We start from the raw sequence: 21380 nt of genomic DNA on the forward strand, positions 1-21380 counted from the left end.
CGCGCCATTGTAAACGTCCGTGTCGGCTTAGCCATGCAGGGTTTGCAGCCATTGCTCCCTGGTAATTCGGTACAACAGATGCCGCCGCAACGGGTGATCGACGGCAAGTTTGGGGTGATCGAAATCATCGGCCGGATCGTGCTGCATGCCAATCGCCTGCATGACTTTCTCCGACGGCAGATTGCTCTGGGCGGTGAAAGACACGATTTCCTTCAGCCCCAGCCGATCAAAACCTGCGCGCAATGCCGTCCACGCCGCCTCACTGGCATAGCCCAGCCCCCAATGCTCGCGGGCCAGACGCCAGCCGATTTCCACCGCCGGGGTGAACGGCGCATCGAAACCGACCACACCCAGGCCAGTGAAACCGATGAACTCACCGCTGTCCTTGCGCTCCAGCGCCCACAGACCGAAACCGTGCTCGGCAAAATGCCCGCGCACCCGGCCGATCATCGACGCACTTTCGAGACGGCTGAGCGGGGCCGGAAAGTAACGCATCACCTGAGGATCGGCGCACATCGCCGCAAATTCCGGCAAATCCTCGTCGCGCCACTGACGCATCAGCAGGCGTGCGCTTTCGAGTTGCTGAATCGGCTCCATCATGCCCCTCCATTTCCATGCCGCAAGTCTACATCGCTGGTAGGATCGTTCACTCTTTCCATCGTTCCGACATGAAGTTGCCATGCCCCTGCCGCTGATCTACCACGAAGACTACAGCCCCGAGTTTCCGGCGGATCACCGCTTTCCGATGGATAAATTCCGCTTGCTGCGCGACCACCTGGTCGACAGCGGCCTGACCCGCGACGCCGACCTGCTGCGTCCCGAGATCTGCCCCAACGACATCCTCGCCCTGGCGCATGACCGCCGCTATATCGAACGCTACATGAGCGGCGAGTTGTCTCGCGAAGACCAGCGGCGCCTTGGCCTGCCGTGGAACGAAGCCTTGGCGCGGCGCACGGTGCGGGCGGTCGGCGGCTCGATTCTCGCGGCAGAAAAAGCTCTGGAGCATGGCATGGCCTGTCACTTGGCCGGTGGAACACATCACGCCCACTACGATTACCCGGCCGGCTTCTGCATCTTCAACGACCTGGCAATCATCAGCCATTACCTGCTGCAAAGCGGTCGGGTGAACCGGGTGCTGATCTTCGATTGCGACGTGCATCAGGGCGATGGCACCGCGCGGATCCTCCACGACACCCCGGAGGCAGTTACCGTTTCCCTGCACTGCGAAAAGAATTTTCCGGCACGCAAGGCCGAAAGCGACTGGGACATTCCGCTGCCCAACGGCATGGGCGATGCCGATTATCTGAAAGTGGTGGATGACACGCTCAATTACCTGCTGCCGCTTTATCAACCGGACCTGGTGCTGTACGACGCCGGGGTCGATGTGCACAAGGACGACGCCCTCGGTTATCTGCAGCTGACAGACGAAGGCGTTGCCGCCCGCGATGAAAGCGTGATGCGCCATTGCCTGGGCCGCGACATCCCGGTAGTCGGCGTGATCGGCGGCGGCTACAGCAAGGATCGCCACGCCCTCGCCCGCCGCCACGGCATCCTGCATCACAGCGCGCAACGGGTCTGGACGTCACACGGATGTCACTAAGCTGTGCTGCGTTACCCACAATCGCTGTGGAACGGCCTGTGGATAACCTGAGCGAAAGGGACTACAGCCCACAGCGAACATGGCGTACAGCGCGATGGTTATTTTTTGACCACATACTGAATTCACTTCGATCTCCTTGTAGGAGTGAGCCTGCTCGCGATGGCGGACCGACATTCAGCACTTATGTCGCCTGATCAACCGCCATCGCGAGCAGGCTCACTCCTACAAAGGTCTGCGCTGTTAGAATGCGCGCCTTATCCCGCCATACCGCAGCGCACGCCATGACCCAGAACTCCGCCCCCCACCCCGCTCACGTCGCCATCATCGGCGGTGGCCCCGCCGGCCTGATGGCCGCCGAAGTGCTGAGCCAGGCCGGCGTGCGCGTCGATCTGTACGACGGCATGCCCTCGGTGGGGCGCAAGTTCCTGCTGGCCGGGGTCGGCGGCATGAACATCACCCACTCCGAGCCTTACCCGGCATTCCTCGCGCGCTACGCCGAACGCGCGCCGCAGATCGCGCCGTTACTGCGCGGTTTCGACGCCGACGCGTTGTGCCGCTGGATTCATGAACTGGGCATCGAAACCTTTATCGGCAGCTCCGGCCGGGTGTTCCCCACCGACATGAAAGCCGCGCCGCTGCTGCGCGCCTGGCTCAAACGCCTGCGCGACAGCGGCGTGGTTATCCACACCCGCCATCGCTGGCTCGGCTGGGATGAACACGATGCGCTGCGCATCGCCAGCCCCGACGGCGAAATCACCGTCAAACCCGACGCCACCCTGCTCGCCCTCGGCGGTGGCAGTTGGTCGCGCCTGGGTTCGGATGGCGCGTGGATGCTGCCTCTGGAGCAAAAAGGCGTAGGACTGGCGCCGTTGCAGCCGAGCAATTGCGGCTTCGAGGTGCAGGCCTGGAGCGAATTGCTTGTCAGCAAATTCGCCGGCGCACCGCTGAAAAATGTCGCCATCGGTTTGAACGACGATATCCCGCGCTTGGGCGAATGCGTGATTACCGCAACCGGGGTCGAAGGCAGCCTGATCTATGCGCTGTCGGCACCGATTCGCGAGGCGATCAATACGCAGGGTTCAGCCACGGTGCACATCGATCTGTTGCCCGGCCGACCTGTGGATAAATTGCAGGCAGCGTTGAGCAAGCCACGCGGTTCACGCTCGATGGCCAAGCATCTGCACAGTCAGGTCGGAATTGATGGGGTGAAAGCGGCGTTGTTGCGCGAGCTGACCGACGCAGCAACCTTCGCTGATCCGGCGTTGTTGGCGCGGGCGATCAAGGCGTTGCCGCTGACCTTGGTGAAAACCCGTCCGCTTGACGAAGCGATCAGCAGTGCCGGTGGCGTGACGTTCGAAGCGCTGGATCAGCGTTTGATGCTCAAGGCGTTGCCGGGGGTGTTCTGTGCGGGGGAAATGCTCGATTGGGAAGCGCCGACAGGTGGCTATCTGCTGACCGGGTGTTTTGCCAGCGGGCGGGCGGCGGGGATTGGAATGTTGCAGTGGCTCAAGTCCGAGGTGCCTGCCTGAACCCTCACCCCAACCCTCTCCCCGAGGGAGAGGGAGCCGACCGAGGTGTCTGGCGTAACACATCGACCTGAAAGACCGAGTCGATTGTGGATTCACAGCAGCAGAATCAGGTCGGCGTAGAATTCAAGCATCCTCCAATCAGTCCCCTCTCCCTCCGGGAGAGGGTTAGGGTGAGGGGCTTTTGGCTTTAAGGCTTGCGCTTACGCGGCCCGGTATTGAACACCGGCACTTTACGCACAGGCTTGATCGACGGCTCCGGCGCCTGGGTGTCGCCACTGTCGACCCACTTGCCCAGATTGCGCTTGCCACCGCCGCCGGATGCTTTCGGCTTTTTCGGTTTCTTCGGCTTCTTGATCACCTGACCGCTGGCATCGGTATCCGGCACGCGGTGCTCAGGTTCGAAATCCGGCTCGTTCTGACGCTTCAAGGTCTGGCGGGTGAGCATCTCGATTGCCGAGAGCATGTTTACTTCATCCGCGCACACCAGCGAGATCGCCTCGCCCGTCGCGCCCGCACGGCCAGTACGACCGATGCGGTGGATGTAATCCTCGGCGACGATCGGCAGGTCGAAGTTGACCACCAGCGGCAAATCTTCGATATCCAGACCACGGGCGGCGACGTCGGTCGCCACCAGAATCTGCACTTCACTGAGTTTGAAACGATCCAGCGCACGCTGACGGGTCGCCTGCGGCTTGTCGCCGTGGATGCCGTCGGCGTTCACACCCAGGCCCTGGAGTTTTTCCACCAGCGCGTCCACTCCATTGCGGGTCTTGGCAAACACCAGCACCTGCTTCCACTTGTTCTTGCGCATCAGGTGCACGAACAGTTCCGGCTTGCGCTTCTTGTCCACCGTCACCACCCACTGCTTGACGGTGTTGGCCGCGACGTTGCGCGGGCTGACTTCAATGCTCAGCGGATCGTTGAGCATCTGCCCGGCGAGCAGGCGGATGTCATCGGAGAAGGTCGCAGAGAACAGCAGCGTCTGGCGCTTCTTCGGCAGCATGCGGTAAATGTTCGCCAGTTCTTCGGAGAAGCCCAGGTCGAGCATACGGTCGGCTTCATCCAGCACCAGGGTTTGCAACTGATCGAGTTTCAACGCGTTCTGGCGGAACAGGTCGATCAGGCGACCAGGCGTGGCGACCAGCACATCAACGCCGCCGCGCAGCTTCATCATCTGCGGATTGATGCTGACGCCGCCGTACACCGCATACGTGCGCAATGGCAGGTTTTCAGCGTATTGGCGCACCGACTCATGAACCTGCTCTGCCAGCTCGCGGGTCGGCACCAGAATCAGTGCACGCGCCGAATTGGCGGCCACTTTCGGCCCTTCCATGGCCAGCAACTGCAGCAGCGGCAAGGCGAAACCGGCGGTCTTGCCGGTGCCGGTCTGGGCCGCAGCCATCAGGTCGCGACCGGCCAGAACGGCCGGAATGGCTTGCGCCTGGACCGGCGTTGGAGTCTGGTAGCCGAGCTTCTCGAGGGAGCGCAGCAAGGGTTCGATCAGGCCAAGGGTGGCGAAAGTCATGGGAGTACCGTAGGAAAAATCAGCGCGGTTGCGCAAAACAAGGATGCAATGGCGCGCAGTTTACCCTAATTCACACGTTGCTCTGCTGGAATGGCGGTCTTCGGCGTCTCCACGACGAGCGGCTGCGCCGGCCGCCGCCACTGCGGCAGACCGATCAGCACCACGGCACTGATGATCACCAGCATCGCCAGCGCTTCTTCCATACCGATGGTCTCGCCGACAAACACGATCCCCAGCAACACCGCCACCGCCGGGTTGACGTAGGCGTAACTGGTGGCCGCCGCCGGACGCACGTGCTTGAGCAGGTACATGTAGGAATTGAAGGCGATGATCGAGCCGAAGAAGATCAGATAACCCAAGGCCAGCCAGCCTTCCATCGGCGGCAAGGCTTGCAGGTGTTCGCCGCTCACTGCGCTGCCGATCAACAGCACCACGCCACCCACCAGCATCTCCACGGCACTGGCCATTGCCCCTTGCGGCAGCGGCAGGTGTTTGCTCCACACCGAGCCGAACGCCCAAGTCGCCGCCGCAAAAATCAGCAGCGCCGCGCCCAGCGGGCTCGATTGCAGGTTGGAACCCATGTTGAGCATGGCGATGCCGACAATTCCCAACGCCACCCCGGCCCATTCGAGGCGCGTATTGCGCGCGCCCCAGAAATAGCCGCAGAGCAAGGTGAACAACGGCACCGTCGCCACCGCCAGTGCCGCCACGCCGGAAGCCACGCCAGTGTGCTCGGCGACACTGACCGCGCCGTTACCGAAACTGAGCAGCAGAATCCCGATGATCCCCGCCGCTTTCCACTGCGCCCAGGTCGGCGCCGGCGCCCCGCGCCAGCGCAGGAAGGCGTACATCAGGCTGCCGGCAATCACGAAGCGCACCCCGCCAAGCATCAGCGGTGGCCAGTATTCGACGCCGAGGCGGATCACCAGATAGGTTGATCCCCAAATCACATACAGCGCGAAAAACGCGGCGATCAACGGCAAGGAAAAACGGCGCAAGGCAGGCATGGGCAGCTCGACAGTCAGAGGCAGGGTGTGAATTATTCTAGAAAGGCCCGCGAGCAAAAATAAGCTACAAAACCTGTTTATCGCGCCGGTACACTTTTGAAACAACGGAGATCGACGGGATAAACCACGATTTCGAAAGTCTGGCAATTTCAGGAGTCCGGCCTTGGACAAATACGACCGCATGCTGCTCAGCGCCCTGTTGGAGAACGGTCGCGCGTCCTACGCCGATCTGGCGCGCAAAGTGAACCTGTCCGCCCCGGCAGTGGCCGAGCGCGTGGCCAAGCTTGAAGCCGCCGGAGTGATCACCGGGTATCAGGCGAACATCGACCTGTCGAAAATCGGCTTGCCGATTCAGTGCATGATCGAATTGCGCCTGCACCAGAACGGCAGCCAGAAGGTCTACGACGAACTGGTGAAAATCCCGCAACTGACCGAATGCTTTCGAGTGACGGGCGATCCGTGCGTGATGATGAAGGGTGCGGTGGCATCGATGACGGAGCTGGAAGAGTTGATCAATCGCGTGGCGAAGTTCGGCTTCAGCAAGACCTCGATTGTGTTGTCGAGCGCGATCGAGAAGCGCGTGCCGCTCAGCCATATAGAAGGCAACGGTAAGTAATCAGGAACTCAGAAGATCCAAATGTGGGAGCGGGCTTGCTCGCGAATGCGGTGTGTCAGACAACCTTTTGCCGAATGACACACCGCTTTCGCGAGCAAGCCCGCTCCCACAAGGGGTTGGGGGTGACTTCGGGATTAGCGGTAGCGCTGCAGGTGTTCTCTGACTTTCGCGGCGGGGACTTTCTGCAGTTTGCACAGCAGGTCGTGGTTCAGCTCACGCACCCCATGCTTGTGCCGCAGTTCTTCCGCCAGATGCGCCATCAGGTTGGCCGCCATCTCGGCATCCGCCATCGCCCTGTGCGCCTGGCCGGTATGCGGCAGGCGGGCGAAGGTGGTGAGGGTGCCGAGCTTGTGATTCGGTGCCGCTGGCATTAGGCGGCGGGCCAGCAATAGCGAGCAGGCGAAGTTCTGCAGACGGGTGCGTTTGATCCGCCCCAGTTCGAAGTCCCAGAACTTCTGGTCGAACGAGGCGTTGTGCGCCACCAGCGGCGTGCAACCGACGAATTCGTTGACCTCTTCCATGACCCGCTCGGCCGAGGGTGCACTGCGCAACATGGCGTTGCTGATGCCGGTCAGTTGTTCGATGAACGCGGGGACGCGGACGCCGGCGTTCATCAGGCTCTGGTAACGCTCGACGATACGGCCGTTTTCCAGCATGACCACGGCGATTTCCGTGGCGCGACAGCTGCTGTTCGGCGACAGGCCGGTGGTTTCAAAGTCGATGACTGCAATGCGTTCCAAACCGGGTTCAACTCCGTTCAAATCAATTCTTGAGCAACGCTCAGTTTTTCAACAGCAGTGCGCCTTCGATCGGCACATAACGGCTGGCGGCGCGGATCAGCGAGTTGGCGGTCAGGCCCGGCACGCCATAGGCCACTGCCTGTACGCCGTGCTTGCTGATGATGCGTTCGAGCAGCATGTCGAAGTCGCCGTCACCGGAGGCCAGGACGATTTCGTCGACATGGTCGGCGGCGTCCATGATGTCGAGGGTGATGCCCACGTCCCAGTCGCCCTTGGCCGAGCCGTCGCTGCGCTGGATATAGGGTTTGAGCTTCACGGTGAAACCGAGGTTGCGCAGGATCTGCTGGAACTGCTGCTGCTTGCTGTCGCCACGGTCGATGGCGTAGGCATAGGCCTCGACGATCTGCCCTTGCTTGCTAATGTCAGCCCACAGCGCGGCGTAGTTGAAATGGCAACCATAGGCCTGACGCACGGTGTAGTAGAGGTTCTGCACATCGGCGAACACTGCGATTTTTTTCACCGGGATTCCTGTGAGCGCATAGCGCACGAAGCGGGATCAGGCGCCGGGCCCGAAAAAGGCGCTCAGTATGCCAGTCCACAGGAAGGTGGCGCGAATAATCAACCCACCACTCCGGACGGATGGTGGACTGTGGTGAGGGGATTTATCCCCGATGGAGTGCGCAGCAGTCCCATTTTCGGGGCCGCTGCGCTGCCCATCGGGGATAAATCCCCTCACCACAGGTTTGATACTGGCGACTGATCCGTCAGACGAACGAATCGTCGTCATCGAAGAACGACGAGTTGTCATCGCTGTAATCAGTATCAGTGAATCCGCCCTGGTCATTGCCAGAGAAACCGTTATCGGCCACACGCTGGTCATTGCCCCAATCGTTGCCGCTCTGGTCAGCCACTTGCGCCGGCTCTTCCTTGATCACTTCAACAATTTCTTCAGGCTGCTGGTTGTGATGGAACAGGCTGCTGATGCCCTGCGCCAGCATCACGCCACCGGCCACGCCAGCGGCGGTTTTCAGGGCGCCGCCGAGGAAGCTGCTGCCCGCGGCCGGGGCTGCTTGCTGCGCGTAGTTGGGCGGTGGTGCGGCATAGTTCTGTTGTGGCGCTGGCGCAGCGTAGTTCTGCTGCGGTGCCGGCTCACGCCAGCCGCCGGTGGAAGCCGGAGCGCTTTGGGTCGGCGCCGGACGCGAGCTGCCGCCACCGAAGATACTCGACAGGAAACCACCGCCGCCGCTTGGCGCCGGGGCCGCGCTCTGCGACTTGGCCGCTTGCAGTTCAGCCTGCAACTGCTGGACTTGTCGGGTCAGCTGCTTGTTCTGTTCGTCGAGGCTCTTGATCGCCGCCTCTTGCACCAGAATCGCCTGGGTCATGAAATAACCTGCCGCCGGCTGGCGGGTCAGGTGTTCCTTGATCCGCGCCTCGGCCTGGGCGTCGCGCGGGGCTGCCTCCGTTTCGGCCTGTTGAAGCCGGGAAAACAGTCCATCGATCAGGGTTTGCTCTTCGCTGTTCATGGCGACCTCGTAGATTGCCGGGGATAACGTTGCCCGTGTCCACTGCGGACACGGCGCACCTCTGTAATGGAGGCAGTGACAGGATGTTTCAACGACCTTTACCGAATGTTTACGTTTGTGTCTGCCCGCGCGTCATCGGTTAAAGTGAGCCACTGTTTTCGACCTGCGATACCGACTGATGAATGCCTTCGATGTACTGCGCGACTCTCTGTATTTTTTCAAACGCCATCTGGCCAGCATCGTGCAGTTATGCCTGCCGCTGGTGATCTTCGAGGCGGCGCTGCAACAAGTGGTGGATCACGTCACCGACCCGGACAGTTTCTCCGCCGCCAGCGTGGTCGTCGGTCTGCTGGTGTATCCGCTGTACACCGCCGCGCTGATTCTGTTCCTCGATGCTCGCACCCGTGGCGAAGCTCCGCGCAATCTCGATCTGCTGGCGATGTCCGCGCGCCTGTGGCCGCGTTTCGCCTTGCTCACCGCGCTCAATACCTTGCTGATTCTGCTGGGGTTGTCGCTGTATTTCCTGCCGGGGCTGATGCTGATGGTCATGCTCGCATTCGCTGAATACCTGCTGGTGTTGCGCGGTATGGGGCCGTTGCAGGCGATGAAGGAAAGTCTGCGCCTGACCCGTGGGCATTTCTGGCGGATCCTGCTGTGCATTCTGTGTGTGATGGGGCCGTTGTGGCTGCTCAAGGGCGCGACCCTGGCGGCGTACCCCGACCCGCAGAATCCGCTGATCGCGGTAATGATCGACAGCGCGCACAGTTTCCTGCAGCTGTTCACCAGTGTGGTGCTGTTCCGTCTGTTCATGCTGATCAGCGAATTGCCTGACAAACGTACCGGAGCGGTCTGACTTCGCGGCCCTTGGGCCAAGCGTCCGCGGTCGGGTATGCTCGGGATCACTTTTGTAACGCGATAAGCCGAGCCATGCCCCGTCTGCTGCGCTACACCCTGTTACTGATTGTGCTCGCCATCGCCGTGATCGGCGGGCTGATCTACAGCCTGACCTGGCGCCCCGATGCGCGAGAAACCTTGCCCGTCACCTGCAGCGGTACGCCGCCGACCCTGGTGCCCGGGCAAGCGCTGAAAGTCATGACCTGGAACGTGCAGTACCTGGCGGGCAAGCGCTACGTGTTCTGGAACGATCTCGCCCAAGGCTCTGATGAAGCACCATCCCCGGAAGACATGGCCTTCAGTCTCGACGAAGTGGCGCGGGTGATTCGCGACGAGCAGCCCGACGTGGTGCTGCTGCAGGAGCTGGATGACGGCGCCAAGGCCAGTGATTACCAGAATCAGCTCAAGCTGCTGCAGGAACGGGTCACCGATCTCTACCCGTGCAGCGCCCATGCCTTCGACTGGAAAGCCGAGTTCGTCCCCGACCCGCACATCTTCGGCAGCGTTGGCCGGCAACTGGTGACCCTGAGCCGTTACCGCATCGAACACGCCGAACGCCTGCAATTGCCGGTGCCTCCGGCGAATTTCATCTCCCGCCAGTTCCAACCCAAAGACGCCCTGCTCGCGACCAAACTGCCGCTGAGCGACGGCGGGCAACTGACGGTGTTCAACACCCATCTGGATCGCGCCCGCCAACCGGACGAGACCTTGCAGGCGCAAGTGACAGCGGTGACCAAGGTACTCGACAAGTACGAAAGCCAGGGCCTGCCGTGGCTGATCGGCGGTGATTTCAATCTGTTGCCGCTGGGCCAGTATCAACGCCTGCCCGCCGAGCAGCGCACGCCTTACTCGATCGACAGCGCCCTGCATCTGTTGTGGGACAAGTACCCGATGATCCCGACCAATAACGAAGCCAGCGGCATCGACCGCGCCCACTGGCTGACCCACTACCCCAACGACCCCGGCCTGAATGGCCCGGACCGCACCGTGGACTATCTGTTCTACAGCCCGAAAATCAAACGGGTCGAAGCGCGGGTGCGGCAGGACGATACGTTGCGCATTTCCGATCACTTGCCGGTGATTGCGCGGTTCCTGCTGCCCGCAGCCCCGTAGCCAGTTAACACGATATCCCCCTGTGGGAGCGGGCTTGCTCGCGAAAGCGTCGTGTCAGTTGATGCATCCGTGCCTGGCGCACCGCCTTCGCGAGCAAGCCCGCTCCCACAATAGATTGATGTCGTACCGTGATTGGTTGGCAGGCTGCGATGTTTTGCTCTTCAGGTGCCGCGCGGCTTGGCCCGCGCGGTCGCCTCAGCCACCAACGGATCATCCGGCCAATAATGCTTCGGATAGCGCCCCTTGAGATCCTTCTTCACCTCGGCATAGGTGCTGCGCCAGAAGTTGGCCAGATCCTGCGTCACCTGCACCGGCCGCCGTGCCGGGGACAACAGGTGCAGCTTGACCACTTGCCGGCCGCCGGCAATTCGCGGCGTCTCGGCGAGGCCGAACAACTCCTGCAGACGCACCGCGAGAATCGGCGGAAACTCGCTGTAATCCAGACGAATCGATGACCCCGACGGCACACTGATGTGATGTGGCGCCAGCTCATCAAGCCTCTGCGGCAACGGCCACGGCAGCAGATTGCGGACGATGCTCGACAGGTCCAGATTGGCGAAATGACTCAGTCGCGAGACCTTGCCCAAATAAGGCATTAACCAATGCTCGAGGGTTTTCAGCAACGTTGCGTCGCTGACATCCGGCCACTGGCTTTCGGCCTGAGCGTTCAGTTCCAGTTGCCGCAGCAACGCAACCCGCGCCTGCCACTGCCGTAGCTCCGGCGTCCACGGCAACAACTCCAGTCCCTTGCGCCGCACCAGATTGACCAGCGCCTGACTGCGCGCCGCTTCGTCGAGACCGGTCAACGGTTCGCGGCTGAGGATCAGTTCGCCAACCTTGAGCTGACGCTCGGCGCGCAGCACGCCTTCGCGCTCATCCCAGTCCAGTTGATCGACAGCGCGCACTTGCTCGGCGAGCACCGAATCGAACAGCGCCGGATCAAAATCCGCCGCCAGGTAAATCCGTTCCTCACGCTGGCCCTGACGACTGCCGAGATCGGCGATCACAATCCACGGCTCCTTCATCAGGCTGTCGGCTTCGGCGAACAGCGCAGCGCGACCATTGGCCAGACGATATTCGGCGCCACCGGCACGCCGCTGTTGGGCGACGCGATCCGGGTAGGCCAGCGCCAGCAGCGCACCGAGCCAGCGCGGGTGATCGGGATCGCTGACCGGCGCGCTGGCCTTGCCGCGCAGGTAACCGCGATATTGCCGCGCCAGTTGCCGCGCACGCTGCACGCCGCCCTGAGCACCGCGTGCCGCGCGTTCTTCGCCGGAGAGCAGCACCAAGCGGCTGTGCAGATCGGCCCCGGCGCCGCGCAAAATATCGCGCTCGCCGAGCAGTGCCGCGACGTCACACGCCATGTTTGCCAGCCCCAGGGCCTGACCGCGCAGTAACAGATGGGCGATGCGCGGATGCGCAGGCAACTCGGCCATGGCCTGACCGTGGGACGTCAGCGCCTCGCCTTCGAGTGCGCCCAGGCGCTGCAACAAATCCTGCGCCTGGGCGTAGGCTGCTGCCGGCGGAATATCGAGCCAGACCAGTTCGCCCGGAGTCACGCCCCAGCGTCCAAGTTGCAGCGCCAGACTCGCCAGATCCGCAGACAGAATTTCGGCACTGCCGTAAGCGGCGAGTTGCTCGTGCTGATCCTGTGACCACAAGCGATAACACACGCCCGGTTCCAGACGTCCGGCCCGCCCCGCACGCTGGGTGGCGCTGGCCCTGGAAATGCGCTGAGTATCGAGGCGGGTCATGCCGCTGCCTGGGTCGAAACGCGGCACCCGCGCCAGCCCGGCGTCGATCACCACGCGCACGCCGTTGATGGTCAGGCTGGTCTCGGCGATGTTGGTCGCCAGCACCACTTTGCGCTGGCCGGCCGGCGCCGGGTCGATGGCAGCGCGTTGGGCATTCAGGTCCAGTTCACCGTGCAATGGGCAGAGCAATACGTCTTTACGCTCGCCGATGGCATCGCTCAGTTGCTGATGCACCCGACGGATTTCCGCCTGCCCCGGCAAAAACACCAGCAGGCTGCCAGTTTCATCGTGCAGGGCTTCGAGGACGGTCTGGGTCACGCGCTGGTCGATGTATTCGCCGGGCTGGAACGGCCGCCCCCAGCGCATCGTCACCGGGTACATGCGCCCTTCGCTGCGCAGGATCGGCGCGTCATCCAGCAACCCGGCCAGACGCTCGCCTTCCAGCGTGGCGGACATCAGCAAAATCTTCAGCGGCTGTTCAGCTCGGAACAGTTCACGACCGTTCAAACTCAGGGCCAAGGCCAGATCGGCATCAAGACTGCGTTCGTGAAATTCGTCGAAGATCAGCAAACCGACGCCTTCCAGCGCCGGATCATCCTGCAGACGCCGGGTGAGAATCCCCTCGGTGACCACTTCGATACGGGTATTGGGGCCGACCTTGCTGTCGAGGCGGATGCGATAACCGACGGTTTCACCGACCTTCTCACCCAGTTCGCTGGCCAACCGTTCGGCAGCGGCTCGCGCGGCGAGACGCCGTGGTTCGAGCATCAGAATGGTCTGCCCGGCCAGCCACGCTTCATCGAGCAAGGCTAAAGGCACGCGGGTGGTTTTACCGGCGCCGGGCGGTGCTTCGAGCACGGCTTCGTGGCGTGTCGCCAACGCTTCACGCAGGGCGGGTAAAACTTCATCGATCGGCAAAGAAATCATGCTGGCTCCCCAGGGCGTGCCCACAGTAAATTGCGAGTCGCGTTAAAGCTGTGAGCGTGCCAGGCAAGGCGCGGGACGCAGGTAAGGGTCGTTTCCTTGCCAAGTTCCGCAACGCAGCATGGCGCGTTCACAGCTTTAGCCCGGAGGGCCGAACCCCGCCAGGATTCATCAACCTTCACGAGGTGTCGATCTGGAGAAAACAACTTCAATCCTCAACATATTTCGGTAGGGGTGAGACGAGGCCGCAATTTACTGTGGGCGCGCCCTGCCGAGGGCGAGTATAACGGCGAACTGCCGGGCGTTTGTCAGGGTCTTAATTTCAAATGACGACGCTTCGTTTTCAAATGACTCAGGAGATTTTCCATGCGCTTACCTTCTCGCCTGATCGGCGGTGTACTGGTCGCCACCCTGCTCACGCAACTCACGGCTTGCGGTTCGATTTTCTACCCGGATCGTCGCGGTCAGATCGATGGCAAGATCGACCCGGCGATTGCCGTGCTCGACGCCGTGGGCCTGCTGTTCTACGTGATTCCAGGGCTGATCGCGTTCGCGGTCGACTTCACCACCGGCGCGATCTATTTCGAACCGGGCCACACCGCTCAGGTCGATCCGGCCAAGCTCAAACAGGCGGTCGGCCCGGACGGTCAGGTCGATAACCTCAAGTTGCAGGCTATTCTCGAAACAGAACTGGGCCGCAACCTGCCGCTGGACGATCCGCGCCTGATCCAGCACAAGGGCAGCACGCAACAACTGGCGATGTTTGGCCTGCAACCCGCCGCATAAGGAAATCACATGACCACCAGCCCCGAACACGCCCGCCTGCTGCGGCTGGCAACCCGCGCTTCGGTGGCGGTGGCCTGCACGCTGATCATCGCCAAAGCCATCGCCTGGTGGCTGAGCGGCTCGGTGAGCATGCTCGCCGGCCTCACCGACTCGGCGCTGGATGGCGTCACTTCGCTGCTCAATCTGCTGGCGGTGCATTACGCGCTGCGTCCGGCCGATGACGATCACCGTTACGGCCACGGCAAGGCCGAATCGCTGGCGGGCATGGCGCAAGCGCTGTTCATCGGCGGCAGTGCGGTGCTGATTGCGTTCCAGGCGTATGAACGCATCAAGCAACCGGAGCCGTTGGGCGCGCCTTGGCTGAGCATCGGCGTGATCGTGTTCTCGCTGCTGCTGACCGCCGCGTTGCTGACGCTGCAACATCGGGTGATCAAGCAGACCGGCTCCAACGCCGTGCGCGCCGACTCGCTGCATTACCGCTCGGACATGCTGCTCAACGGCAGCATTCTGATCGCGCTGATTCTCGCCGGCATGGGCTTTCATCAGTTGGACGCATGGTTCGGTCTGGGGATCGCCGGGTACATCTTGTGGAGCGCGATCCAGATCGCCCGGGAAAGTTTTTCGGTGCTGATGGATGAAGAGCTGCCGGCGGACGTCAGTCAGCACATGCTCGAACTGGCCTGCGGCGTACCCGGCGTATTGGGCGCGCATGATTTGCGCACGCGGATTTCAGGCAACCACTGGTTCGTGCAGTTGCATCTGGAGTTGCCAGGGGAGCTGACCTTGTCAGTGGCTCACGGCATCAGCGATCAGGCGGCGGATGCGATTCACGCCGCCTACCCGCGAGCCGAAGTGCTGGTGCACGCCGACCCGCAGGAAGTGGTCAAGACCGAACGGGCGCAAACCCGGATTCAGTAAGACACCTGATAACCGCGACTGCTCAGGCAGTTGCCCTGAGCCTGACGGTAAGCCTGCACCACTTCAGGCGCTGGCTGATAGGTCGCGGTACGCGGGTCGAAACCGCTCTGCTGCACGGCGTATTGGTAGCACTGATAACCGTCCTGCTGCACCTGTTCCGGCGACTGCCCGTTGGCCGGATAGGCCTCGACGTCATAGCCCTGGGATTGCGGCTGCGGTTGCGGCGGTTGCTGAATCGGGTGTTCGACTACGACGTAATCCTGAGTGGCTTCCTGATACGCATAGTAGGAACCGGCAGCGAGGAACAGCAGCGCACCGCCGATCCACACTTCACGGGCATAGTCCGGCAGATACTGGGTGCGAATCCCTCGTGGCGGCTGCACGACGATGTAGCGCGGGCCTTGCGGGCGATACCAGTAGCCGCCGGAATAGAAGTAATCCTGACCGCGATACGGCACTCGGTATTCGCGATCCGGGAAGCGGTCGATCACATGCCCCGGACGGTATTGCGGGCCTGGGCCCCAACCGTTGCCATGTCCGTCCGGGCGACCCGGCCAGCGATTGTCATTGGGCCGGTTGCCGGTTTGCCATTGCTGGTTGTGGTAACCATTCTGCGGCCGCTCGTCGCGGTAGTAACCCTGGCGCGGTTCCTGAGTCTGGCGCACGGTGTCGGGCCGTGGCTGGATCGGCAGGTTGTTCGACGGTGGCGACTGATGCACCGGAGCAGGCTGATTGGGCGCGCGGTTCTGGTTCTGCCACTGGCCATTGTTGTGCTGCTGGCCGTTGTGCTCGAACTGGCGGCTGTTGTCGCCCCGAATGATTTCGTTGTTCTGCGGCCGCGGCTGATTTTGCGGCGGCGGATTGTTCTGCCCGTGGGGCTGATGATCGCCCCCATGGCCCTGGTTATTTCCCTGATGCTCAGGGCCGCGTCCACCATTAGGGCTGCGGCTCTCCGGATCGTCGGCGAGCGCTTGCGCACTGACGCTCACACACAGCAAACCAACACCGGCCAGACGCCAGATGCGCGACTTCATGCTTTTCCTCACTGCGGGTATTAAGAGGGCTTGTAGCTAAGACCGGGAATACGCACACCGGGTTCTGCGACAGGTTATCAGTCACGAAACTTATTTATTGAGGAAGGCTGTGCATCGAGGCACAAAAATCGCAGGCAAGAAAAAGGGAGACCCGTCGGCCTCCCTTTAGAGAACTTCGTCCTGGCTCGACGCTTTTGACGTCGGCTCACCTCACGCCGTCTTCTGGACAGTGTGCAGCTCGGGGGCCGGCCCAGCCCCGGTGGGGGTGGCGGCCGCGGCGGGCCTGATTGGGCGGGCCGCAGTGGACTGTGTTACCGAGCAGTGATTCTGGTGATAAGAATAGGCCGGGAGGCGCGACAGAGGATTGCGAAGATTGCTCAAATAAACACTGCTTGCGCAATTTTTAACCCTGGATAGATAATCCGCCGCAATAGTTACAACCAAGGACTGATTCATGAGCAAACTCGACCGTTACGACCTGAGTATTTTGGCGGAATTGCAGCGCGACGCCCGCATCTCCAACCAGGAACTGGCCGAGCGCATCGGTCTGTCACCCTCCCCCTGCTCGCGCCGGGTCAAGCAACTGGAGGACGACGGCTACATCTCGCGCCAGGTCGCCCTGCTCGATCGCAAGATGCTCGGCCTGAGCCTGACCGCCTACGTGCTGATCGGCATGGACCGGCACACACCGGAGCGTTTCGAGAATTTCGAAGCGGCAATCCGCACTCTGCCGCAAGTGCTGGAATGCAGCCTGGTGACGGGCGTGGATGCCGACTATCAGTTGAAAGTGGTGGTTCCGGACATGGATCATTATCAGAAGCTGCTGCTGGGGCATCTGACCCGGATTGAAGGCGTAACCAGCGTGCGCTCCAGTTTTGTGCTGAATCAGGTGCTCAACAGCACTGAACTGCCGCTGACCCATCTGCGCAGCTGACATCGCCTTCGCGAGCAAGCCCGCTCCCACAGGGAAATGCATTGCAAATGTGGGAGCGGGCTTGCTCGCGAAGGGGCCGGCACAGGCGACCACCATCACTGCGGCACACCGACACAGGTCAATGCGCCCGCAATCCCCCTCGGCGTATAATCGCCCAGCCCTTTCAGCCCTGTGCGCGCCGGAGATGCCCGATGGATCCTGCAGTATTCGAAGAGTGGATGATGACTGGCCTGGTCAGCATCCTGATCATTTTCATGGGTTTCATCGTCTGGGATCTGGCGAAGAAGTCCAAGGCCGGGCGTTTCGGCTCGTTCATTCTGTTCTTCGTCCTGGGGCTGGGCGTGGCCGCGTTCATCATCAAGAGTGTGGTGATCGGCCTGATCGAATCCGGCGCTCTATAACCGCGCCGGCACTTCTTTCCATTGGCCCTGATCGAGCCCGTCGAGCGTCCAATCGCCAATCCTGACCCGCACCAGCCGTAACGTCGGCAGCCCCACCGCTGCGGTCATACGTCGTACCTGACGGTTGCGCCCTTCACGAATCACCAACTCCAGCCAACTGGTCGGTACGCTTTTGCGAAAGCGCACCGGCGGATTGCGCGGCCACAGTTCAGGTTCCTCCAGTTGCCGCGCCTCGGCAGGCAAAGTCTTGCCGTCATTCAACTCGACACCTTCGCGCAGACGCTGCAACTGCTCGCCTGTCGGCACGCCTTCGACCTGCACCCAGTAAGTCTTCGCCAGTTTGTGTTTCGGATCAGCGATGCGCGCCTGCAACTGGCCGTCATTAGTCAGCAACAACAAGCCTTCGCTGTCGCGATCAAGGCGTCCGGCCGGATAGATACCGGGCACGTCAATGTAATCCTTGAGCGTCGCCCGCCCGCCTTCGTCGCTGAACTGCGTCAGCACATCGAACGGTTTGTTGAACAGGATCAACTTCGGCTCGGCCGGCGGCGCTTTGGCGACACGACGTGGAGCCGAGGAGGATGGCTTCGGACCGGGACGGCGGGAAGGTGGACGCGGGGGACGGGACATAAGAGAACAGACATTTAGCGATCAGGGCTGCTAATGCTAGTGCCCCGACCGCCAAATGACCACGACTAACCGTTAACGGAACGGCGGCTCGTCGAAGCTGCGCAGCTTGCGCGAGTGCAGCGAGTTGAGTTCGGTGCGCAGCAGATCCACCGCCTCGATGCCGATCTTCAAGTGCTGGCTGACCGCACGCTCGTAGAACGCGTTGGCCGAACCCGGCAGCTTGATTTCACTGTGCAGCGGTTTGTCCGAAACGCACAGCAACGTGCCGTACGGCACCCGCAAGCGATAACCCTGGGCGGCGATGGTGCCGCTTTCCATGTCCACCGCCACGGCGCGGGACAGGTTGATCAGCGGACGTTCCTGCGCCCAGCGCAGTTCCCAGTTACGGTCGTCGTAAGTCAGCACGGTGCCGGTACGCAGACGCTTTTTCAGCTCCTCGCCCTTCTCGCCGGTGATATTGGCCGCGGCTTGCTGCAGCGCCAGTTGCACTTCGGCCAGTGCCGGGATCGGAATGTTCGGCGGCACCACGCGGTCGAGAATCCCGTCGCGACGCATGTAGGCGTGAGCCAGCACGTAGTCGCCGATGGTCTGCGACTGACGCAGCCCGCCGCAGTGACCGATCATCAGCCAGCAATGCGGGCGCAGCACCGCCAGGTGGTCGGTGATGTTCTTGGCGTTGGACGGGCCGACGCCGATGTTGACCAGGGTCACGCCATGGCCGTCGTTGGCGATCAGGTGATAGGCCGGCATCTGGTAGCGGTGCCAGACCACGCCAGCGGCGATCGCCGAGGCTTCGCCGTGATCCATGCCCTTCTCGATGATTACGTTGCCCGGCAGCACCATGCGCACGAAACGCGGGTCGTTGCGCAGTTGTTCCAGGCCATGAACGATGAACTGGTCGACGTAGCGGTGATAGTTGGTCAGCAGAATCCACGGCTGCACATGGCGCCAGTCGCTGCCGGTGTAGTGCACCAGACGACGCAGGGAGAAGTCGACGCGCGCGGCGTCGAACAGCGCCAGTGGCAGCGGATCGGTGTTTTCCCAGTCGTAGAGACCGTCGGCGATGCCATCGGTCGCGGCGGACAGGTCGGTACTCGGGAACACCCGCGCCAGCACCGCAGCGGTAACGCCGGAGCCGGCCAGCTCATCGCCCTGCTCGACCACGTACGGGTACGGAATGTTCTGTTGGCTGACACCGACTTCCACGGTCACGGTGAAGTCGTGCATCAACGGCACCAGTTGTTCCAGCAGGTATTTGCGGAACGCCTTGGGATGGGTGACGGTGACGCTGTAGGTGCCCGGCAGTTGCACCTTGGCGTAGGCGCGGGTGGTCTGTGGGACTTCGCCCTGACACAGGTAGGTCAGACGCAGTTCGGGATAACGAAACAGGGCACGCTGTTCGGCGTCAGGCTCGACGCGATCCTTGAGGTAACGCTTGAGCGCCGAGTTCAGCGCAGTGGTGGCCCGCTCATGCAGCTCGGCCAGACGATCCACGGCTTGTTCGGCGGTTTGAACGACAATAAACGCTTCGGTCACGATCAGCTTCCTGTGTTCTGACTTGCAGAGCTTCATCTTGCCTGCATCGTGGTCTCACGGGAACAGTGGCGTTGTGGCTGTACCCAAATCTTCCTGTCAATGGAGATCCCCTGTGGGAGCGGGCTTGCTCGCGAATGCGCAGTGTCAGTCGACCTATCCATTGACTGACACACCGCATTCGCGAGCAAGCCCGCTCCCACAAGGGGATTTGTGTTGGGTCAGAAACCCTGGGGGGTTGCGCGAGCGACGATGGCTTCGACGTCCAGCCCACGCGGCAATGCACCGTAGACCCGGCCGCCACCACTCAGGCGGCTGGCAATGAACGCGTCGCTGACCGCCGAGTTGCCGGCCTCCAGCAATAGCTTGGCCTGCAAACCGAGCGCGATGTCTTCGGTGAGTTGCCGCGCCCGATACTGAATGTCGCTGGTGTCCTTGAACTGCGCCTGCAACTGCTGGATATGCGCGGCCAGGCGCTTGTCGCCGTGCCCATCGCCCAATTCGCTGAACAACACGTCGAGCACACCCGGTTCTTTCGACAGCGCACGCAGCACGTCCAGGCACTGCACATTGCCCGAGCCTTCCCACGTCGAGTTGACCGGCGCTTCGCGATACAGCCGTGGCAGGATGCTCTCCTCGACATACCCGGCACCGCCCATGCACTCGGCGGCTTCGTTGATCATTCCGGGGGCACGTTTGCAGATCCAGTATTTGCCCACCGCCGTCACCAGCCGGGCGAATTGCGCTTCATGGCGATCATCCAGATGATCCAGCGCCTTGCCCATGCGCAGGCTCAGGGCCAGCGCGGCCTCGCTTTCCAGCGCCAGATCGGCCAGCACATTCTGCATCAACGGTTGCTCGCTGAGCAGTTTGCCGCCGACCTTGCGGTGCGCGCAGTGGTGGCTGGCCTGGGTCAGCGCCTGACGCATCAGCGAGCTGGAGCCGACCATGCAATCGAAACGGGTCATCGCCACCATCTCGATGATGGTCGGCACGCCACGCCCCTCTTCGCCGACCATCCACGCCAAAGCGCCACGGAATTCCACTTCGCTGGAGGCGTTGGACTGGTTGCCGAGTTTGTTTTTCAGGCGCTGGATGTAGAACTGATTGCGCGTGTCGTCCGGGCGATGGCGCGGCAGCAGGAAGCAGGTCAGGCCCTTGTCGGTCTGCGCCAGCGTCAGGAATGCATCGCACATCGGCGCCGAGCAGAACCACTTGTGCCCGACCAGTTCATAGGCCTGGCCCGGGCCACTGGCACCCACCGGATAGGCCTTGGTGGTGTTGGCCCGCACATCGGTGCCGCCCTGTTTCTCGGTCATCGCCATGCCGATAGTCACGCCGGCCTTGTGCGCCATGCCGACGTTGCGCGGGTCGTATTCTGTGGCGAGGATTTTCGGCAGCCACTGTTCGGCCAGATCCGGCTGCAAGCGCATGGCCGGGACGCTGGCGAAGGTCATGGTCAACGGGCAACCGCTGCCCGCCTCGGCCTGACTGTGCAGATAGCTCATCGAGGCGCGGGCAACATGCGCGCCGTCCTGCGGATGAGTCCAGGGGGACGAGGTCAGGCCATGTTCGATCGCAGTGCGCATCAGCTCATGATAGGCCGGATGAAACTCCACCAGATCAATGCGATGGCCGTAACGGTCATGGCTGACGAATACCGGTTTGTTCTGATTGGCGAGGAACCCGGCTGCCATCAGCGGTCCGCCGGCCAGCGCACCGTAGGCATCGATCCGCGACTCGGCCCACCCGGCGCCGAAACGGCGTGACCACTCCTGCAGCGGCAGGTCGATGCGGTACAGGTTGGCGCCATCCAGCGACGGTGGCTGGTTGGTGACTTCGTGGGTTTCGGCGAACTGATGCAGGTTCATGACGGGGCTCCTTTGGTCAGCCAAGGGATTCAGTTAAGCACCGGCCCG

General features: G+C 62.1%; 20 protein-coding genes. 9 read left to right on the forward strand and 11 right to left on the reverse strand.

All coding sequences use genetic code 11. The features are described from left to right. Positions 1-27: 27 nt before the first annotated feature. Positions 28-597: a GNAT family N-acetyltransferase gene (locus J1G18_RS06005; protein WP_027612866.1), complete on the reverse strand. Its 570-nt coding sequence runs from the start codon at positions 595-597 to the stop codon at positions 28-30. A gap of 82 nt (positions 598-679) precedes the next feature. On the opposite strand from J1G18_RS06005, the gene J1G18_RS06010 reads away from it, so the two are divergent. Then, positions 680-1600, forward strand: coding sequence for a histone deacetylase (locus tag J1G18_RS06010; RefSeq protein ID WP_139054426.1), 921 nt, complete (start codon positions 680-682; stop codon positions 1598-1600). A 281-nt stretch (positions 1601-1881) separates the two neighbouring features. Continuing rightward, positions 1882-3129 carry a TIGR03862 family flavoprotein gene (locus J1G18_RS06015; RefSeq protein WP_223007233.1) on the forward strand — a complete coding sequence of 416 codons (1248 nt, stop codon included), beginning with the start codon at positions 1882-1884 and terminating at the stop codon, positions 3127-3129. A 187-nt stretch (positions 3130-3316) separates the two neighbouring features. On the opposite strand, the gene J1G18_RS06020 is transcribed toward J1G18_RS06015, so the two are convergent. Beyond that, complete coding sequence (locus tag J1G18_RS06020) at positions 3317-4654, reverse strand: DEAD/DEAH box helicase (protein ID WP_135296623.1); 1338 nt, start codon at positions 4652-4654, stop codon at positions 3317-3319. A gap of 65 nt (positions 4655-4719) precedes the next feature. Then, on the reverse strand, positions 4720-5661 hold the full coding sequence (gene yedA / locus J1G18_RS06025; RefSeq protein ID WP_223007234.1) for a drug/metabolite exporter YedA: 942 nt from the start codon (positions 5659-5661) through the stop codon (positions 4720-4722). A gap of 163 nt (positions 5662-5824) precedes the next feature. Between yedA and J1G18_RS06030 the strand changes: the two genes are divergently transcribed. After that, positions 5825-6277 carry an Lrp/AsnC family transcriptional regulator gene (locus tag J1G18_RS06030; protein WP_027612871.1) on the forward strand — a complete coding sequence of 151 codons (453 nt, stop codon included), beginning with the start codon at positions 5825-5827 and terminating at the stop codon, positions 6275-6277. A gap of 134 nt (positions 6278-6411) precedes the next feature. Here J1G18_RS06030 and J1G18_RS06035 read toward each other — a convergent pair whose 3' ends face one another. From J1G18_RS06035 to J1G18_RS06045, 3 genes are all read right to left on the reverse strand, one after another. After that, the gene (locus tag J1G18_RS06035; protein ID WP_223007235.1) at positions 6412-7017 is read right to left on the reverse strand and encodes a PolC-type DNA polymerase III; all 606 of its coding nucleotides are present in this window, start codon (positions 7015-7017) and stop codon (positions 6412-6414) included. A gap of 40 nt (positions 7018-7057) precedes the next feature. Then, positions 7058-7537, reverse strand: a complete 480-nt coding sequence (locus J1G18_RS06040; RefSeq protein ID WP_007963710.1) for an NYN domain-containing protein — start codon at positions 7535-7537, stop codon at positions 7058-7060. A 244-nt stretch (positions 7538-7781) separates the two neighbouring features. Beyond that, on the reverse strand, positions 7782-8540 hold the full coding sequence (locus J1G18_RS06045; protein WP_096795265.1) for a DUF2076 domain-containing protein: 759 nt from the start codon (positions 8538-8540) through the stop codon (positions 7782-7784). 178 nt (positions 8541-8718) lie between these two features. Between J1G18_RS06045 and J1G18_RS06050 the strand changes: the two genes are divergently transcribed. Continuing rightward, positions 8719-9393, forward strand: coding sequence for a YciC family protein (locus tag J1G18_RS06050; protein WP_139054430.1), 675 nt, complete (start codon positions 8719-8721; stop codon positions 9391-9393). A 74-nt stretch (positions 9394-9467) separates the two neighbouring features. Further along, a complete protein-coding gene (locus J1G18_RS06055; protein WP_223007236.1) occupies positions 9468-10547 on the forward strand; it encodes an endonuclease/exonuclease/phosphatase family protein in 1080 nt (359 codons plus the stop codon). Between the two features lie 161 nt (positions 10548-10708). On the opposite strand, the gene hrpB is transcribed toward J1G18_RS06055, so the two are convergent. Beyond that, positions 10709-13228: an ATP-dependent helicase HrpB gene (gene hrpB, locus J1G18_RS06060; RefSeq protein ID WP_223007237.1), complete on the reverse strand. Its 2520-nt coding sequence runs from the start codon at positions 13226-13228 to the stop codon at positions 10709-10711. A gap of 363 nt (positions 13229-13591) precedes the next feature. On the opposite strand from hrpB, the gene J1G18_RS06065 reads away from it, so the two are divergent. Together J1G18_RS06065 and J1G18_RS06070 are read left to right on the forward strand one after the other, a co-directional pair. Continuing rightward, positions 13592-14011 (forward strand): hypothetical protein, encoded by a 420-nt coding sequence (locus J1G18_RS06065; RefSeq protein WP_003228492.1) that lies wholly within the window; start codon positions 13592-13594, stop codon positions 14009-14011. A gap of 9 nt (positions 14012-14020) precedes the next feature. After that, entirely contained in the window at positions 14021-14929 is a 909-nt protein-coding gene (locus J1G18_RS06070; protein ID WP_134787396.1) for a cation diffusion facilitator family transporter, read from the forward strand. Here J1G18_RS06070 and J1G18_RS06075 read toward each other — a convergent pair. Continuing rightward, positions 14923-15963, reverse strand: coding sequence for a DUF6515 family protein (locus J1G18_RS06075; protein ID WP_223007238.1), 1041 nt, complete (start codon positions 15961-15963; stop codon positions 14923-14925). The two genes, J1G18_RS06070 and J1G18_RS06075, sit on opposite strands and share 7 nt — an antisense overlap. A gap of 454 nt (positions 15964-16417) precedes the next feature. Here J1G18_RS06075 and J1G18_RS06080 point away from each other — a divergent pair, with 454 nt between their 5' ends. Next, on the forward strand, positions 16418-16897 hold the full coding sequence (locus J1G18_RS06080; RefSeq protein ID WP_007909658.1) for an Lrp/AsnC family transcriptional regulator: 480 nt from the start codon (positions 16418-16420) through the stop codon (positions 16895-16897). Between the two features lie 191 nt (positions 16898-17088). Then, positions 17089-17298: a DUF2788 domain-containing protein gene (locus J1G18_RS06085; protein WP_003228500.1), complete on the forward strand. Its 210-nt coding sequence runs from the start codon at positions 17089-17091 to the stop codon at positions 17296-17298. On the opposite strand, the gene J1G18_RS06090 is transcribed toward J1G18_RS06085, so the two are convergent. From J1G18_RS06090 to J1G18_RS06100, 3 genes are all read right to left on the reverse strand, one after another. Next, positions 17293-17928: a pseudouridine synthase gene (locus tag J1G18_RS06090; RefSeq protein ID WP_262415527.1), complete on the reverse strand. Its 636-nt coding sequence runs from the start codon at positions 17926-17928 to the stop codon at positions 17293-17295. The genes J1G18_RS06085 and J1G18_RS06090 overlap by 6 nt on opposite strands. Before the next feature lie 72 nt (positions 17929-18000). After that, on the reverse strand, positions 18001-19500 hold the full coding sequence (amn, locus tag J1G18_RS06095; RefSeq protein ID WP_177434769.1) for an AMP nucleosidase: 1500 nt from the start codon (positions 19498-19500) through the stop codon (positions 18001-18003). 182 nt (positions 19501-19682) lie between these two features. Further along, a complete protein-coding gene (locus tag J1G18_RS06100) occupies positions 19683-21332 on the reverse strand; it encodes an acyl-CoA dehydrogenase family protein (protein WP_115988826.1) in 1650 nt (549 codons plus the stop codon). Between the last annotated feature and the right edge of the window lie 48 nt (positions 21333-21380).

Source organism: Pseudomonas sp. MIS38, from assembly GCF_019891575.1.
GTDB classification, from domain to species: domain Bacteria; phylum Pseudomonadota; class Gammaproteobacteria; order Pseudomonadales; family Pseudomonadaceae; genus Aquipseudomonas; species Aquipseudomonas putida_A.